General features: G+C 70.7%; 12 protein-coding genes. 10 read left to right on the forward strand and 2 right to left on the reverse strand.

The annotated features are described in order from the left end of the window. Positions 1–9: 9 nt before the first annotated feature. From ABZ453_RS11600 to ABZ453_RS11630, 7 genes are all read left to right on the forward strand, one after another. Positions 10–1,257, forward strand: a complete 1,248-nt coding sequence (locus tag ABZ453_RS11600; protein WP_359013969.1) for a spermidine/putrescine ABC transporter substrate-binding protein — start codon at positions 10–12, stop codon at positions 1,255–1,257. A gap of 5 nt (positions 1,258–1,262) precedes the next feature. Continuing rightward, complete coding sequence (locus ABZ453_RS11605) at positions 1,263–2,417, forward strand: ABC transporter ATP-binding protein (protein WP_359014076.1); 1,155 nt, start codon at positions 1,263–1,265, stop codon at positions 2,415–2,417. Further along, positions 2,417–3,340 (forward strand): ABC transporter permease, encoded by a 924-nt coding sequence (locus ABZ453_RS11610; protein WP_359013971.1) that lies wholly within the window; start codon positions 2,417–2,419, stop codon positions 3,338–3,340. The genes ABZ453_RS11605 and ABZ453_RS11610 overlap by 1 nt, the downstream gene beginning before the upstream one ends. Continuing rightward, positions 3,341–4,141: an ABC transporter permease gene (locus ABZ453_RS11615; protein WP_359013973.1), complete on the forward strand. Its 801-nt coding sequence runs from the start codon at positions 3,341–3,343 to the stop codon at positions 4,139–4,141. A 21-nt stretch (positions 4,142–4,162) separates the two neighbouring features. Next, positions 4,163–5,581: an FAD-dependent oxidoreductase gene (locus ABZ453_RS11620; RefSeq protein ID WP_359013975.1), complete on the forward strand. Its 1,419-nt coding sequence runs from the start codon at positions 4,163–4,165 to the stop codon at positions 5,579–5,581. Between the two features lie 118 nt (positions 5,582–5,699). Further along, entirely contained in the window at positions 5,700–6,146 is a 447-nt protein-coding gene (locus ABZ453_RS11625) for a hypothetical protein (protein WP_359013977.1), read from the forward strand. 5 nt (positions 6,147–6,151) lie between these two features. Further along, positions 6,152–7,933, forward strand: a complete 1,782-nt coding sequence (locus ABZ453_RS11630) for a glycoside hydrolase family 18 protein (RefSeq protein WP_359013979.1) — start codon at positions 6,152–6,154, stop codon at positions 7,931–7,933. Here ABZ453_RS11630 and ABZ453_RS11635 read toward each other — a convergent pair. Together ABZ453_RS11635 and gabT are read right to left on the reverse strand one after the other, a co-directional pair. Then, on the reverse strand, positions 7,872–8,738 hold the full coding sequence (locus tag ABZ453_RS11635; RefSeq protein WP_359013981.1) for a phosphatase PAP2 family protein: 867 nt from the start codon (positions 8,736–8,738) through the stop codon (positions 7,872–7,874). The genes ABZ453_RS11630 and ABZ453_RS11635 overlap by 62 nt on opposite strands. A gap of 191 nt (positions 8,739–8,929) precedes the next feature. After that, a complete protein-coding gene (gene gabT / locus ABZ453_RS11640; protein ID WP_359013983.1) occupies positions 8,930–10,264 on the reverse strand; it encodes a 4-aminobutyrate--2-oxoglutarate transaminase in 1,335 nt (444 codons plus the stop codon). A gap of 239 nt (positions 10,265–10,503) precedes the next feature. Here gabT and ABZ453_RS11645 point away from each other — a divergent pair, with 239 nt between their 5' ends. The 3 genes from ABZ453_RS11645 to ABZ453_RS11655 all read left to right on the forward strand — a co-directional run bounded on the left by ABZ453_RS11645 (position 10,504) and on the right by ABZ453_RS11655 (position 16,440). Further along, entirely contained in the window at positions 10,504–12,612 is a 2,109-nt protein-coding gene (locus tag ABZ453_RS11645; protein ID WP_359013985.1) for an ATP-binding protein, read from the forward strand. A 99-nt stretch (positions 12,613–12,711) separates the two neighbouring features. Further along, positions 12,712–14,355, forward strand: coding sequence for a PucR family transcriptional regulator (locus ABZ453_RS11650; RefSeq protein WP_359013987.1), 1,644 nt, complete (start codon positions 12,712–12,714; stop codon positions 14,353–14,355). Between the two features lie 639 nt (positions 14,356–14,994). Next, the gene (locus ABZ453_RS11655; protein WP_359013989.1) at positions 14,995–16,440 is read left to right on the forward strand and encodes an aldehyde dehydrogenase family protein; all 1,446 of its coding nucleotides are present in this window, start codon (positions 14,995–14,997) and stop codon (positions 16,438–16,440) included. Positions 16,441–16,448 lie beyond the last annotated feature (8 nt).

A 16,448-nucleotide genomic window follows, 5' to 3' on the forward strand; every position in this document is an offset into this window, starting at 1 on the left:
CAGCAGCGCATGGAGCAGTACGAGCCCGACCGCCTGTCACCGGCCGTGGCGGCCGCGATGCGGCGCAGCCTTCGCAACGGCCGGGCGGCGATGACCCGCCGGTCCCTGTTGCGCGCCTCCGCGGGCGGCGCGCTCACCGTCGGCGGCCTCGGCGCGCTGAGCGCCTGCGGCATCCCCGCGGCCGGCAAGACGAGCGGCGGTGTCTCCGCGGACGACCACTCGGCCAAGGAGAAGGAGGTCAACTTCTCCAACTGGCCCGAGTACATCGACGTCGACGACAGCGGGAAGCACCATCCGACGCTGGACGCGTTCCGCAGGCGGACCGGCATCACGGTCAAGTACACCGAGGACATCAACGACAACGACGAGTTCTTCGGCAAGATCCAGCCGCAGCTCGCCGCCGGGCAGGACACCGGCCGTGACCTGATCGTCCTCACCGACTGGCTGGCGGCCCGCATGATCCGGCTCGGCTACGTGCAGAAACTGGACGCGTCGAACCTGCCGCACGCCTTCGCCAACCTCTCGGACCAGTTCCGCAGCCCCGACTGGGACCCGGGCCGCGCCTACTCGTACGTGTGGCAGGGCATCTCGACCGTCATCGCGTACAACAAGAAGGCGCTCGACGGTGTCGAGGTGAAGTCGGTCTCCGACCTGCTCGACAACCCCAAGCTCAAGGGCCGGGTCGGTCTCCTGACCGAGATGCGTGACACCGTCGGCATGACCATGCTGGACATGGGCAAGGACCCGGCGAAGTTCACCGACGACGACTACGACGCCGTCATCGCCCGCCTCCAGAAGGCCGTCGACAAGGGCCAGATCCGCCGCTTCACCGGCAACGACTACACGTCCGACCTCACCAAGGGCGACTTCGCCGCGTGCGTGGCCTGGGGCGGCGACATCGTCCAGCTGCAGGCGGACAACCCGCACGTCGGGTACGTCATCCCCGACAGCGGTTACATGACCTCGACGGACAACATGATGATCCCCAACAAGGCCCGTCACAAGACGAACGCCGAGCGGCTCATCGACTACTACTACGAGCCCGAACCGGCCGCCGAGCTCGCCGCCTACGTCAACTACGTCAGCCCCGTCGCGGGAGTGGTGCCCTACCTTGCCAAGATCGACAAGTCGGCGGCGAGCAACCCGTTGATCGTCCCCGACCGGGCCATGCAGGCCAAGTCCCACGCCTTCCGTGCCCTGAGCTCGAAGGAAGAGACGGCCTACCAGCAGAAGTTCGCGAAGCTCACAGGGGCGTGACGAAGATGACCAAGGACACCAGCGGCGATGTCCGCCTCTCCGGTATCAGCAAGACGTACGACAACGGTTTCACCGCGGTGCACCCGCTCGAACTGACCGTGCCGCAGGGCTCCTTCTTCGCCCTGCTCGGCGCCTCCGGCTGCGGCAAGACCACCACCCTGCGCATGATCGCCGGCCTGGAGGACCCCACCAGCGGCACCGTCCACCTCGGCGAGCAGGAGGTCACCCAGCTCCCGCCCTACAAGCGGCCGGTGAACACCGTCTTCCAGTCGTACGCCCTCTTCCCGCACCTCGACATCTTCGAGAACGTCGCCTTCGGTCTGCGCCGGCGCGGCATCAAGAGCGTGAAGAAGCAGGTCGAGGACATGCTGGAGCTGGTCCAGCTCGGCGAGCAGGCCCGCAAGAAACCGCACCAGCTCTCCGGCGGCCAGCAGCAGCGCGTCGCCGTCGCCCGCGCCCTGATCAACCACCCCAAGGTGCTCCTGCTCGACGAGCCCCTCGGCGCCCTCGACCTCAAGCTGCGCCGCCAGATGCAGCTGGAGCTCAAGCGCATCCAGACCGAGGTCGGCATCACCTTCATCCATGTCACGCACGACCAGGAGGAGGCCATGACCATGGCCGACACGGTCGCCGTGATGAACGCGGGCCGTGTGGAGCAGCTCGGCTCCCCGACCGACCTGTACGAGAACCCGCAGACCACGTTCGTCGCCAACTTCCTCGGTACCTCGAACCTCATCGAGGCCGAGGTCGACACCAAGAGCGGCGACGACATCGTGCTCAGGGCGGGCGGCGGCAAGCTCGTGCTGCCCGAGGCGCGTTGTTCGGCGCCCACCACGACCGGCGGCAAGGTCCTGGTCGGTGTGCGCCCCGAGAAGATCTCCCTCACCCACGCCGACGACGCGGGCGAGATCGCCGAGGGCCGCAACCGCATCACCGGAAGGATCGCCGACTCCTCCTTCATCGGCGTCTCCACCCAGTACGTCATCGACAGCCCCGTCTGCCCCGAGTTCGAGGTCTACGCGCAGAACATCGACCGCGACGCCCGGCTGGTGCCCGGCGCCGAGGTCGTCCTGCACTGGAACCCGGCCCACACCTTCGGCCTCGACGCGGCCCAGGACATCGACGCGGGTGTCGCCGAGGTCGAGGAGGAGGCTGCCTGATGGCCGCCGTCACCGAGGCGCCGCCCCTGCCGCCGGCCCCCGAGAAGAAGCCCCCGCGCAAGCGGGGCCGCCTGGTGCCGTACTGGCTGCTGCTGCCCGGCATCCTCTGGCTGATCATCTTCTTCGCGCTGCCGATGATCTACCAGGCCTCCACGTCCGTGCAGACGGGCTCCCTGGAGGAGGGCTACAAGGTCACCTGGCACTTCGCCACCTACTGGGACGCCCTGTCCGAGTACTGGCCGCAGTTCCTGCGCTCGGTCCTCTACGCCACCGCGGCGACCGTGCTGTGTCTGCTGCTCGGGTATCCGCTGGCCTACCTGATCGCGTTCCGGGCGGGACGCTGGCGGAACCTGATCATGATCCTGGTGATCGCACCGTTCTTCACCAGCTTCCTGATCCGCACCCTGGCCTGGAAGACGATCCTCGCCGACAACGGCCCGGTCGTGCACACCCTCAACTCGCTGCACATCCTGAGCCTGACCGACTGGCTGGGCTGGACGGCCGGTGACCGGGTGCTGGCCACACCGCTCGCGGTCGTGTGCGGACTGACCTACAACTTCCTGCCGTTCATGATCCTGCCGCTGTACACCTCGCTGGAGCGCATCGACGGGCGGCTGCACGAGGCGGCGGGCGACCTGTACGCGAAGCCGTTCACCACCTTCCGCAAGGTGACCTTCCCGCTGTCGATGCCGGGCGTGGTCTCCGGCACGCTGCTGACCTTCATCCCGGCGGCCGGCGACTACGTCAACGCGGACCTGCTCGGTTCGACGGACACCCGGATGGTCGGAAACGTCATCCAGACGCAGTTCCTGAGAATTCTCGACTATCCGACGGCCGCCGCCCTTTCCTTCATCCTCATGGCCGCGATCCTCATCATGGTCACCTTCTACATCCGCAGGTCCGGGACGGAGGATCTGGTTTAAATGGCCTTCGTCAACTGGCTCAAGCGCCATCTCGTCGTCATCGCGGGGCTGATCACCCTCGGATATCTCCTGCTCCCCAACGTCATCGTGACGGTGTTCTCCTTCAACAAACCGAAGGGGCGCTTCAACTACGAGTGGCAGCAGTTCTCCCTGGACGCCTGGAAACAGCCCTGCGGAGTCGCCGACATGTGCGGCTCGCTCTCCATCAGCCTGCAGATCGCCACGCTCGCGACCATCGGCGCGACGATCCTCGGCACGATGATCGCCTTCGCGCTGGTCCGCTACCGCTTCCGCGCGCGGGGCGCCGTGAACTCGCTGATCTTCCTGCCGATGGCGATGCCCGAAGTCGTCATGGCGGCCTCGCTGCTCACCCTGTTCCTCAACCTGGGTGCCCAGCTGGGCTTCTGGACGATCCTGATCGCCCACATCATGTTCTGCCTCAGCTTCGTCGTCGTCGCCGTCAAGGCGCGCGTGATGTCGATGGACCCGCGCCTCGAGGAGGCCGCGCGGGACCTGTACGCCAGCCCGGCGCAGACCTTCCTGAGGGTCACCCTGCCGATCGCGGCACCGGGAATCGCCGCGGGCGCGCTGCTGTCCTTCGCGCTCTCCTTCGACGATTTCATCATCACCAACTTCAACGCGGGCTCGACCGTCACCTTCCCCATGTTCGTCTGGGGTTCGGCACAGCGCGGAACGCCCGTTCAGATCAACGTCATCGGCACGACCATGTTCCTGGTCGCCGTACTGCTGGTCCTGACGTCCATGGTGATCGGTAATCGTAGGAACAAGCAAAAGGCATAAGCCCTGTAGGGAGTTGACATCATGGCCCCAGGCGCCATGAACCGCTGGACGACATCTCTTTCCGACGCGCAGCCGGTCCCGTACTGGCTGGAAGACCCCGGCAAGCCCCACCCCGAGCCCGCGCTCACCGGCACCGAGACCTGCGATCTGCTGGTCGTCGGTGGTGGCTACAGCGGACTGTGGACCGCGCTGATCGCCAAGGAGCGCGACCCCGCACGGGATGTCGTCCTGCTGGAAGGCCGGGAGGCGGGCTGGGCCGCCTCCGGGCGCAACGGCGGCTTCTGCGCCGCCTCTCTCACCCACGGCCTGCCCAACGGCCTGACCCGCTGGCCGGACGAGATCCACAAGCTCCAGGAACTCGGCGCCCGCAACCTCGACGAGATCGAGAAGGCGGTCGCCCGCCACGGTCTGGACTGCGACTTCGAGCGCACCGGTGAGATCGACGTGGCCACCGAGACCTACCAGGCCTGGGAACTGCGGGACTGGTACGAGGAGATGGAGCGCCAGGGGCTCGCCGAGGGCGTCGAGTTCCTGGACGCCGACGCGGTCCGGGAACAGGTCGACTCACCGACCTTCCAGGCGGGCCTGTGGGACCGCAGGGGTGTCGCCATGCTGCACCCCGCCAAGCTGGCCTGGGGCCTCAAGCGTGCCTGCCTCCGCCTCGGCGTCCGTATCCACGAGCACACCCCGGCCCTCACCCTGAAGCCGTACGGCGCGGGGATGTCCGTACGCACGCCGTACGGCTCGGTGCACGCCCGCAAGGTCGCGCTCGGCACCAATATCTTCCCCAACCTGCTCAGGCGGGTGCGGGCGTACACCGTCCCGGTCTACGACTACGCCCTGATGACCGAGCCGCTGACCGCCGACCAGCTGGCCTCCGTCGGCTGGAAGAACCGCCAGGGTCTCGGCGACTCGGCGAACCAGTTCCACTACTTCCGTCTCTCCGCCGACAACCGCATCCTGTGGGGCGGTTACGACGCGGTCCACCACTACGGCGGCCGGGTGCGCGCCGAGTACGACGACCGTCCGGAGACCTACGCCAAGCTCGCCGGGCACTTCTTCACCTGCTTCCCGCAGCTGGAGGGCGTCCGCTTCACGCACGCGTGGGGCGGCGCGATCGACACCTGCTCCCGCTTCTCCGCGTTCTTCGGCACCGCGCACCAGGGCCGGGTGTCGTACGCGGCCGGCTACACGGGCCTGGGCGTCGGCGCCACCCGCTTCGGCGCCGAGGTCATGCTCGACCTGCTGGCGGGGGAGGCCACGGAGCGCACCTCGCTGGAGATGGTCCGCAAGAAGCCGCTCCCCTTCCCGCCCGAGCCCTTCGCCTGGACCGGCATCGCCCTCACCAAGTGGTCCCTCGCCCGGGCCGACTCCCACGCCGGCCACCGCAACCTGTGGCTGCGCACGATGGACAGACTCGGACTCGGTTTCGACAGCTAGCCGTTCACATGTGACCCGGTTCACTCCGAAGAGTGAACGAAACCCGCGTAATGCAGACCAGGAGACCTCCCTCTCTCCCGTGACGCGACCAGCGTCCAGGAGAGAGGGAGGTCTTCTCATGACTGGGGCGAAGACGGCGGTCGAGTGGCTGGCATCCGTTGCTCCGGATCCCGAGGCCTGCCGTTGGGAGTGGGAGCGCAACCCCCTCGGGGTCGCGCTGCTGCCCGCCGGCAAGGCCTGGGACGTGCTGATCCTGCCGGGCGAGCTCGGCTATCCCACGCTCGACGTCCTCACCCGCATCCTCGACCAGCTCGGCCCGGTGCTGGTCGACTTCGGGGACGCGCGCATGGGCTTCTTCGTGCCGCCCGGAACCGCCGCCCGCTGGCTGGGCACCGGCATCCGTACGGTGGGCGCCGGCACCTGGATCGTGGTGCCGTACCCGGGCCGCTCCACCGGCGGCGTCCGCTGGCTGGTGCCGCCGGACGGCTCGGGCACCCTCACGGACCCGGCGCTGCTGGAACTGGCGATGCACGAAGCTGCCGCGGGCCTGGCCGAGGACGACTGAGCGCCGTGGGGCCCGAGGTTGTTGGTCGTCTGCGGCGTCGTAGGGGCCTCACCGCGCTCTCGTCGGCCGCCCGTGCGGCCGACGCGGACCTGGCGCGGAACGGCGGCTTCGAGTCCGGCCTCGACAACTGGAGTTGCAGCGCGGGCACGACGGTCGGCACACCCGTGCACAGCGGAAACGCGGCACTGCGGGCGACCCCGGCCGGCAGCGACAACGCCCAGTGCGCGCAGACGGTGAGCGTCCAGCCCAACTCCACCTACACACTGAGCGGTTACGTCCGCGGTTCCTACGTCTACCTCGGCGCGTCCGGCACCGGCACCACCGACGTCTCCACCTGGACGCCGACTGCCGCCGACTGGCAGAAGCTGACCACCACCCTCACCACCAGCGCGGCCACCACCAAGGTCACGATCTACACCCACGGCTGGTACGGCACCGGCGCCTACTACGCCGACGACATCTCGCTCGTCGGCCCGGGCGGCGCCTCCACCGGACAGCCCCCGGCCGCCCCCACCGGCCTCACGGCCGGCGCCGTCACGTCTTCGTCGGTCGCCCTGTCCTGGTCCGCCGTCACCGGCGCGACGAGCTACGCCGTCTACCGCGACGGCGCCAAGGTCCAGACAGCGAGCGGCACTTCGGCCACCGTCTCCGGTCTGTCCCCGTCCACCGCCTACAGCTTCCAGGTCACCGCCGTGAACGACGCCGGCGAGTCCGCGAAGTCGGCCGCCGTTACGGCCACGACCACGACCGGCTCAACCGGCGGCACGCCGGACCTGCCCGCCCACGCCCTGGTGGGCTACCTCCACGCGAGCTTCGCCAACGGCTCCGGCTACACCCGTCTGGCCGACGTCCCGGCGAGCTGGGACGTCATCGACCTGGCCTTCGGCGAGCCGACCTCCGCCACCTCCGGCGACATCCGCTTCACCCGCTGCCCGGTCGCCGAGTGCCCGAACGTCGAGTCCGACGCCGAGTTCAAGGCGGCGATCAAGGCCAAGCAGGCGGCCGGCAAGAAGGTGCTGATCTCGGTCGGCGGCCAGAACGGCCAGGTCCAGCTGACCACCACCGCGGCCCGTGACGCCTTCGTCTCCTCGGTCTCGAACATCATCGACACCTACGGACTCGACGGTCTGGACATCGACTTCGAGGGCCACTCCCTCTCGCTCAACGCCGACGACACGGACTTCAAGCACCCGACCACCCCGGTGATCGTCAACCTGATCTCGGCGCTGAAGACCCTGAAGGCGAAGTACGGCAGCAGGTTCGTGCTCACCATGGCCCCGGAGACCTTCTTCGTGCAGCTGGGCTACCAGTACTACGGCACCGGCAAGTGGGGCGGCCAGGACCCCCGGTGCGGCGCCTACCTCCCGGTCATCCACGCCCTGCGCGACGACCTGACCCTGCTGCACGTCCAGGACTACAACTCGGGCCCGATCATGGGGCTGGACAACCAGTACCACTCGATGGGCGGCGCCGACTTCCACATCGCCATGACCGACATGCTGCTCACCGGCTTCCCGGTCGCGGGCGACCCGGCCAACGTCTTCCCGCCGCTGCGCCCCGACCAGGTGGCCATCGGCATGCCCGCCTCGACGAACGCGGGCAACGGTTACGTGGCCCCCGCCGAGGTCGTGAAGACCCTCGACTGCCTGACCAGGAAGGCGAACTGCGGCTCGTACCCCACCCATGGCACCTGGCCCGCGCTGCGCGGCCTGATGACCTGGTCGATCAACTGGGACCGCTACTCGAACGGGGAGTTCCAGAAGACGTTCGACGGCTATTTCGGCTGACGAGCATCCAGAAGCCCGTCAGCAGCGGCGCGCACAGGCACCAGCTGGCCACGACGTCCAGTGGCCAGTGGTAGCCGCGCCGCACGAGGCCGTAGCCGACGGCGAGATTCACCACCGCGCAGGCGACGACCAGTCCCCGCCGGGCGTACATCGCACGGAGCCCGGGGAGGAGGAGCAGGACCGCCGCGCCGTACGCGACGGAGGCGGTGGCGGTGTGGCCGGACGGGTAGTAGCCGGTGCCCGGGCCCGTGACCGGCGGGCCCGGACGGTCGATCAGCACCTTCAGCGAGACGACCAGGGCCGGGACCAGTGCCATCAGGACGGCCGCGGCGAGGGGCGGCAGCCACCAGCGGTCTGTACCGGTGGCGCGCCCGCGCCAGGCGACGTACCCGATGGCGACGGCGAGCACGGGGACGGCGACACCGATGTTGCCCAGGTCGGCGAGGACCTCGTAGAAGCGCCGCGGGTCCACGAGCGCGTGGCTGAGCCGCTTGTCCACGCGCACCAGCAGGCCGCCGGCCGCGACCTGCCAGGTGATCAGCGTGAAGAGCAGGGCGGGAAGCCCGAGGAAAAGGAGGAAGAAGGAGGCCGGCCGCCCCGGAACAGGGGGGGTCGTTCCGAGGCGGCCGATCTGACCGGATGGACGCCCACCCCGGGGGGTTTGGGGCGGGCGACTGTCCGATCGGTGAGGAGATCCGGAACCGGAGGCTCCGGGTGTGTGCGCGAGGGCACGACCAGGTCGTAGCTGGGGAGGCCACGGCCTGAAATCGCCCACAGTCCCCTGTGGGCGGGGTGTATCTCTCATCTGGGTAGAACCTACGGCAGTCCGGTGGCCGAAGACAGGCGGAATCGAGTCCCGACAGACACCTCGCACACGTTCTTCACACGGCCTGCCGCTCGCCGCCCCAGCCACGCAGTCCCGGCGCTCGAAAGGGCTGGGACTGCTGGGGCGCGAGAGACCGGTTTCCTGTGCGTGAGCTGCGGATTCCCTGTGTCTCAGATCCGTGCGAGGGCCTGCTCGATGATGTCGAGACCCTCGCCGAGCAGGTCCTCGCCGATGACCAGCGGGGGCAGGAAGCGGAGGACGTTTCCGTAGGTGCCACAGGTCAGGACCAGCAGGCCCTCCTGGTGGCAGGCCTTGGCCAGCGCGGCGGTCGCCTCCGGGTTCGGCTCCTTGGTCGTACGGTCCTTGACCAGCTCGACGGCGATCATGGCGCCGCGGCCGCGGACGTCGCCGATCACGTCGAACTTGTCGGCCATGGCGGTCAGCCGGGGCTTCATGATCGACTCGATGGTCTTCGCCCGGGCGTTGAGGTCGAGCTCCTTCATGGTCTCGATGGCGCCCAGCGCACCGGCGCAGGCGACGGGGTTGCCGCCGTACGTACCGCCCAGCCCGCCCGCGTGCGCGGCGTCCATGATCTCGGCACGACCGGTGACGGCGGCGAGCGGGAGCCCGCCCGCGATGCCCTTGGCGGTGGTGATCAGGTCCGGGACGATCCCCTCGTCCTCGCACGCGAACCACTGGCCGGTGCGGCAGAAGCCGGACTGGATCTCGTCGGCGACGAAGACGATGCCGTTGTCCGAGGCGAACTTGCGGATCGCCGGCAGGAAGCCCTTCGCCGGCTCGATGAAGCCGCCCTCGCCGAGCACCGGCTCGATGATGATCGCGGCCACGTTGTCCGGGCCGACCTGCTTGCTGATCTGGTCGATGGCCTGCGCGGCGGCCTCCGGACCCGCGTTCTCCGGACCGGTCGGCCAGCGGTAGCCGTAGGCCACGGGCACCCGGTAGACCTCGGGCGCGAACGGCCCGAAGCCGTGCTTGTACGGCATGTTCTTGGCGGTGAGCGCCATCGTCAGGTTGGTCCGCCCGTGGTACCCGTGGTCGAAGACCACCACGGCCTGCCGCTTGGTGTAGGCCCGCGCGATCTTCACGGCGTTCTCGACGGCCTCGGCGCCGGAGTTGAACAGCGCCGACTTCTTCGCGTGGTCACCCGGGGTGAGTTCGGCGAGGGCCTCGGCGACCTCCACGTAGCCCTCGTACGGGGTGACCATGAAACAGGTGTGGGTGAAGTCGGCGAGCTGGGCGGAGGCCCGGCGTACGACGGCCTCGGCGGACGCGCCGACGGACGTCACGGCGATGCCGGAACCGAAGTCGATCAGCCGGTTGCCGTCGACGTCCTCGATGATCCCGCCGCCCGCGCGCGCGGTGAACACGGGCAGCACGGAGCCCACGCCCTGCGCGACCGCGGCGGTACGGCGGGCCTGCAGCTCCTGCGACTTCGGGCCGGGGATGGCGGTGACGACGCGGCGCTCCTGCGGAAGGTCGCTCATGAGGGGCTCCTGGGGGGAATTGCGGTTTCTTGCCTTCTTTTCTCGCAGGCTAGGACGGGGAGCGGGGGGTGGGCATGCTCCATGTGGGCGTTGTCGGCGGATCGGGTTGTCCGCGGTGGACATGGCGCATCCGGGAGCACCCGGGCCCGCTCGGCCGCGCAATCGGTGAACTCCCTTGGTGAGGGCGTTAGATTGACCGCTGAAGGTGGATGGAAGCGGCTGGTCAGGGAGCGAGGGCGATGGACAGCGACGGGACGCGGGACGCGCGGGAGACGCATGCGAATCCTGTGCCGCGGGCACGCTCCGCGGTGCCGCCGATGCCCACGGCGCCGCCGGTTCCGCCGCAACCTGACAGCTCGGGGTTCCTGGCATGGCTCAGGGCGCCGCGCCCGGAGGCGCTGCCCGGGGTGTGGCGGCTGGGGCACAAGCCCCGCGCGCAGGAGGAACCGGAGCTCATCCCCGCCCGCCAGCTGATCAGCGGTGCGCTGATCGCCTTCCTCGTCGGCTGGCTCGTCTGGTCGCTGCTGTGGAACGGCTACCTCGGCGGCTGGTGGCTGCTGCCGCTCTACGCGATGATCCCGGACTCGTGGGCCGAACCGCACAGCTTCGCCTCGGTGGTGGTCGTCTACGCCTATTACGTGCTGATCGCCCTGATCATCATGCTGGCCGTCGGCAGGCTCGGCCGCTGGAGCGAGATCTGGCGCCGCTACGGCCCGCCCGCCTGGCGCGGCAAGACCGCACCCCGTACCGAGCGTCCGCCCGCCCCCGACCACGACCCCGCCGAGTGGCCGCAACTGCGTGCCGCCGGAGCCGTCGACGCCGCCGAGCGGCTCGCCGCCGAGGCGCGTGCCGGGAGGATGCGGGACGTCGATCACGCACGGATCGTCCGGGCCTGGCAGGGCGTGCGCAGCGGCCGGTTCAACCTCGCCACGTTCACCGGTGCCGTGCTCAAGGACGGCGCCGCCGCCTGTCTGCACCCCTCCGGCGAGCGCGACCTGTCCACCCGGATCGCCCGCCACGACCTGCTCACCGGCCAGGTACGGCTGGGCACCACCGCCGACGACCCCCGCAACCCCTACGCCTACCGCGGCGCCGGGCTCGGCCTCGGCACCGAACTGCTCGGCACCTCCCTGCTCGCCGTGGGCCCGGCCGGCTCCGGCAAGACCGGTACCGTGGTGCGCCCGCTCGCCGAGTCGCTGTGCCTGCACGCGCTGGCCGGACGGGCCGCGGTCGTCGTGGTCGGCGCGGCGGGCGCGGGGCTCGGACCGGCCGACGCCTTCGACGTAGTCGTACGGATCGGGAACCCGGAGTCGGAGTACGACCTGGACCTGTACGGCGGGAGCGCCGATCCCGACGAGGCGGCGGCCGTGCTCGCCGAGGCGCTGGTCGGGGACCTCGCCGATCCGCACCCGGGCAGCGACAGCCGGCGCTCCACGACCGTGCTCGCCCAGCTGCTCGGACCGTTCCGGGCGGTCCACGGCCGCTTCCCCTCCGTACCCGAGCTGCGCCGGCTGCTCGACGGCGCGCCCGAGCCGCTGCGGGAGCTGCGCAGCGCGTTGGAGGGCTCCGGGCAGGAGTCGCTGATCCGTGAACTCGACGCGCGGGAGCGGCAGTCGGGGCATCCGGGCGATGTGGCGGCGGTGCTCGCGGACCGGGTGGCGCTGCTGGACCGGCCCGCCTTCGCCGGCTTCTTCGACACCTCCGGTCAGTCCAAGCCGTTCTCCCTCAAGGCCCTCGACCACCCGGTCCGGGTGCGGATCGACCTGCCCGAGCGCGGACACGCGGACGCCTCGCGGATGCTGGCGCGGCTGGTGCTCGCGCAGTTCACGGCCAGCGTGGCGGTACGGGAGGACCGGTCGCTGTTCGCCTGTCTGGTGCTGGACGACGCGACGGGCGTCGTCACCCCGGAGGCGGTGCGCGGCATCCAGCGGCTGCGGTCGGGGAACGCCGGCGTCGTGCTGACTCTGCGCACCCTCGACGACGTGGCCAGGCCCCTGCGTGGTCCGCTGCTGGGTGCCGTCGGCTGCCGGATGGCGCTGTCCGGGCTCACCCCGTGGGACGGGCAGGACTTCGCCGAGGTGTGGGGCAAGGAGTGGATCGAGGCGCGGGACGTCACCGACCGGCAGATCATCGCCGAGACCCCGGCCGGCAAGGCCCTGCACATACTGCGCCGGGTGATCACCGGAAAGGCGCCCACGCAGCGCGCGGTGACCGTGCGTCAGGTGGAGCGGGAGCGCTGGTCGGCGTCGGAGCTGGCGCACGGGGTGCCGCCGGGCCACGCGGTGCTGTCCCTGACGAACGTGAAGGGGGAGCACGCGCCGCCGCTGCTGGTGGACCTCAGGGGCTGAAACCGGATCGTACGGTTCGGCGGAATCGGCATAGTCTGTTCATACACGGCGGCCAAGTGATCACAGGGATCACGCTGCCCACACAGACCTGAAGGCCCCATGCCCCCGACCCTCGCCTCGCTCGTCCACCACTCCGCGCTCAAGCTGACCGTGCGCGCGGGCGAGGACCGGCTGGACGTGCCCGTCCGCTGGGCGCACGTCAGCGAGCTCGCCGATCCCGTGCCGTACATGGAGGGCGGCGAGCTGCTGCTGATCACCGCGCTGAAGCTGGACGCGGAGGACCCGGAGGCGATGCGGCGGTATGTGAAGCGGCTGGTGGGTGCCGGGGTCGTCGGACTCGGCTTCGCGGTCGGGGTCAACTACGAGGAGATCCCGAAGGCGCTCATCGACGCGGCGGAACAAGAAGGGCTGCCGCTGCTGGAGGTGCCGCGCCGCACGCCGTTTCTCGCCATCAGCAAGGCCGTGTCGGCCGCGATCGCGGCCGACCAGTACCGGGCGGTCACGGCCGGCTTCGCCGCCCAGCGGGAACTGACCAGGCAGGCGCTCGCCGAAGGCCCGGAGGGACTGCTCGCCGCGCTCGCCGGACAGGTCGACGGCTGGGCCGCGCTGTACGACGCCTCCGGTGCCGTCGTCGCGACCGCGCCGGAGTGGGCGGGGCGGCGGGCCGCGCGGCTCACGGCGGACGTGGAACGGCTGCGGGAACGGCCGGCCCCGGCGTCCTCGGTGGTCGGCGGCCCGGACAACGAGGACCGGGTCGAGCTGCACTCGCTCGGCACGGGACGCCGGCCGCGGGCCGCGCTGGCGGTGGGGACGGCGTCGGCACTCGGCACGGCCGAGCGGTACGCGGTCCATTCGGCGATCGCCCTGCTGACGCTCACCACCGAGCGGTCCCGTTCGCTGCGCGCCGCCGAGCAGCGGATCGGGGTGGCGGTACTGCGGATGCTGCTCGCCGGGGAGCCGGACCACGCGCGAGCCGTGGCCGGGGACCTGTACGGAGGGCTCCTGGACGCCCCGTTCCGGATGATCGTCGCCGAGTCGGCCCCGGCCGTCCGGATGAGCGTCGACTCCCACGCGCACCTGGAGACGGTCAGAACCGGGACCGACGCCGTCGGCGCCGATCCGCTGGCCGCGCTCGCCGAGGCCGCGGAGTCCGCCGCCGCGCGGGCGGGGGAGGCCCTGCTGGTCGTACCCGACGGGGAGCGGCTGATGGCGCTCGCGGCCGACGAGGGCGCGGTTCTGGCGGCCTGCGCGGACTTCGCGGCGGGCCTGGAGGCCGCGCGGACGGGGGCGGCCCGGGAGCAGTTGGGCGGCGACGAGGACGAACTGGTCGTCGGCGTGTCGGCGCCGGTCGGCCCGATCGCCGTGGCGGCGGCCTACAAGCAGGCCGAACAGGCGCTGTCGGTCGCCCGGCGGCGGGGGCGGGTGTACGTGGCCCATGAGCAGCTGGCCTCCGGTTCCGTGGTGCCGCTGCTGGCCGACGACGCGGTGAAGGCCTTCGCGGACGGCCTGCTGCGCCCGCTGTACGAGCACGACGCGACCGGCCGGGGCGACCTGGTGGCCTCGCTGCGGGCCTGGCTGTCACGGCACGGCCAGTGGGACGCGGCGGCGGCCGACCTGGGCGTCCACCGGCACACCCTGCGCTACCGGATGCGGCGCGTCGAGGAGATCCTCGGCCGCTCCCTGGACGACCCGGACGTACGGATGGAGCTGTGGCTGGCGCTGAAGGCGACGTCGGCGGAGTAGGAAGCCGGAGACAAGGGCACGCAGCTGATCGACAGCTCCCCGCCGGCGGCACTCGTGCCTGGCGCGGTCGAGGAGATCGGCGGCCTGGGCGATGAGGCGTGCGCGGCGCTTCGATGAGATCTGCGGACTGGCCCATGAGGCGTGCGCGGCTGGTCGACCGTTGCCTGCCGGATGCCTCCTCGCTCGGCACGGTCGAGGAGATCGGCCGACTGGCCGATGAGGCGTGCGCGGGGTGGTCGACCGCCGCCTGCCGAAGGCACTCGTGTCCGGCGCTTCGAGGAGATGGGTGACTAGGCGTGCGCGGCTGGTCGACCGTTGCCTGCCGGGCGCCCCGTTGTTTGGCATGGTCGAGGAGGTGCGGGGACTGGCCGGTGAGGTGTGCGCGGGTGGTGGACCGTTGCCTGTCGGAGGCACTTGAGCCCGGTGCTTCGATGAGGTCCGTGGGCCGGCCCATGAGGCGCACGCGGCTGGTCGGCCGTTGCCCGCCGGACGCGCCCCCGCCCGGGCTCCGCGGACTCGCCAAAGAGGCGCACCTGGCCGGTCGACCACTACACGCCGGACAAACGCACCCCCGCCCGACGCGGCCTACCGTGGACGCGAACCCCCTGTACACCCCAACGGAAGGGCCGGGATCCCGCAATGACTTCCACCACCGCCTTCTGGCTCGCCGGCCGCCAGGTCACCGGCGAGGACACCGTCGACGTCACCTCCCCGTGGGACGGCCACGTGGTCGGCCGGGTGAGTGTGCCGACGGACGCCCAGGTCGAGGAGGCCGTCGCCGCGGCGTACGCCGTGCGCGACGAGTTCGCCGCCACCCCCGCCCACGTCCGTGCCGCCGCCCTGGACCACGTCAGCCGCCGTCTCGTGGAGCGCACCGAGGAGATCGCCCGGCTGATCTCCGCCGAGAACGGCAAGCCCATCAAGTGGGCGCGCGGCGAGGTCGGCCGTGCCGTGTCCGTGTTCCGGTTCGCCGCCGAGGAGGCCCGGCGCTTCAACAGCGGCGAGGCCCAGCGCCTCGACACCGACCTCGGCGGCCAGGGCCGGCTCGCGCTGACCCGCCGCTTCCCCAAGGGCGTCGTCCTCGGCATCGCGCCGTTCAACTTCCCGCTCAACCTCTGCGCCCACAAGATCGCCCCGGCGATCGCCGCCGGCGCGCCGATCATTCTGAAGCCCGCCCCGGCCACCCCGCTCTCCGGCCTGATCATCGGTGACCTCCTCGCCGAGACCGAGCTCCCGGCCGGGTCCTGGAGCATCCTGCCGGTCGCCAACGACAAGATGCCCGCCCTGGTCCAGGACGAGCGGCTGCCGGTCATCTCCTTCACGGGCTCCGACAAGGTCGGCTACGCGATCATGGACTCGGTGCCGCGCAAGCACCTCACGCTGGAGCTCGGCGGCAACGGCGCGGCCGTCGTCCTCGCCGACTACGCGAGCGACGCCGACCTCGACTGGGCCGCCACCCGCATCGCCACCTTCTCCAACTACCAGGGCGGCCAGTCCTGCATCTCCGTGCAGCGGGTCATCGCCGACGCCTCCGTCTACGACCGTCTGCTGCCGCGCATCGTCGCCGCCGTCGAGGCCCAGGTCACCGGCGACCCGAGCGACGACAAGACGGACGTCGGCCCGCTGGTCAGCGAGGACGCGGCCAAGCGCGTCGAGTCGTGGGTGAAGGAGGCCGTGGAGGCGGGCGCGACCCTGCTCACCGGCGGCGACCGTGACGGCGCCTCCTACGCGCCGACCGTCCTCACCGACGTTCCGGCCGATGTGACCATCTCCTGCGAGGAGGTCTTCGGTCCCGTCCTGACCGTGCAGCAGGCGGACGGCGAGGACACGGCCTTCGCGGCCGTCAACTCCTCCAAGTACGGCCTCCAGGCAGGGGTGTTCACCCACGACCTGCAGGCCGCCTTCCGCGCCCACCGCGCCCTCGAGGTCGGCGGCGTCGTCATCGGCGACGTCCCCTCCTACCGGGCCGACCAGATGCCGTACGGCGGCGCCAAGCAGTCCGGCGTGGGCCGCGAGGGCGTGAAGTTCGCGATGGACGACTACACCTACGAGCGCGTCCTCGTGCTGACCGGGCTCGCCCTCTGAGTCGACCC

Source organism: Streptomyces sp. NPDC005799 (assembly GCF_040630525.1).
Taxonomy (GTDB): Bacteria; Actinomycetota; Actinomycetes; order Streptomycetales; family Streptomycetaceae; genus Streptomyces; species Streptomyces griseorubiginosus_B.

What these genes read in the sequence shown, in the direction of transcription:
- ABZ453_RS11600 (WP_359013969.1), top strand. Translation starts at nt 10, where the DNA reads ATGGAGCAGTACGAGCCCGACCGCCTGTCACCGGCCGTGGCGGCCGCG.
- ABZ453_RS11605 (WP_359014076.1), top strand. Translation starts at nt 1,263, where the DNA reads ATGACCAAGGACACCAGCGGCGATGTCCGCCTCTCCGGTATCAGCAAG.
- ABZ453_RS11610 (WP_359013971.1), top strand. Translation starts at nt 2,417, where the DNA reads ATGGCCGCCGTCACCGAGGCGCCGCCCCTGCCGCCGGCCCCCGAGAAG.
- ABZ453_RS11615 (WP_359013973.1), top strand. Translation starts at nt 3,341, where the DNA reads ATGGCCTTCGTCAACTGGCTCAAGCGCCATCTCGTCGTCATCGCGGGG.
- ABZ453_RS11620 (WP_359013975.1), top strand. Translation starts at nt 4,163, where the DNA reads ATGGCCCCAGGCGCCATGAACCGCTGGACGACATCTCTTTCCGACGCG.
- ABZ453_RS11625 (WP_359013977.1), top strand. Translation starts at nt 5,700, where the DNA reads ATGACTGGGGCGAAGACGGCGGTCGAGTGGCTGGCATCCGTTGCTCCG.
- ABZ453_RS11635 (WP_359013981.1), bottom strand. Translation starts at nt 8,738, where the DNA reads ATGAGAGATACACCCCGCCCACAGGGGACTGTGGGCGATTTCAGGCCG.
- gabT (WP_359013983.1), bottom strand. Translation starts at nt 10,264, where the DNA reads ATGAGCGACCTTCCGCAGGAGCGCCGCGTCGTCACCGCCATCCCCGGC.
- ABZ453_RS11645 (WP_359013985.1), top strand. Translation starts at nt 10,504, where the DNA reads ATGGACAGCGACGGGACGCGGGACGCGCGGGAGACGCATGCGAATCCT.
- ABZ453_RS11650 (WP_359013987.1), top strand. Translation starts at nt 12,712, where the DNA reads ATGCCCCCGACCCTCGCCTCGCTCGTCCACCACTCCGCGCTCAAGCTG.
- ABZ453_RS11655 (WP_359013989.1), top strand. Translation starts at nt 14,995, where the DNA reads ATGACTTCCACCACCGCCTTCTGGCTCGCCGGCCGCCAGGTCACCGGC.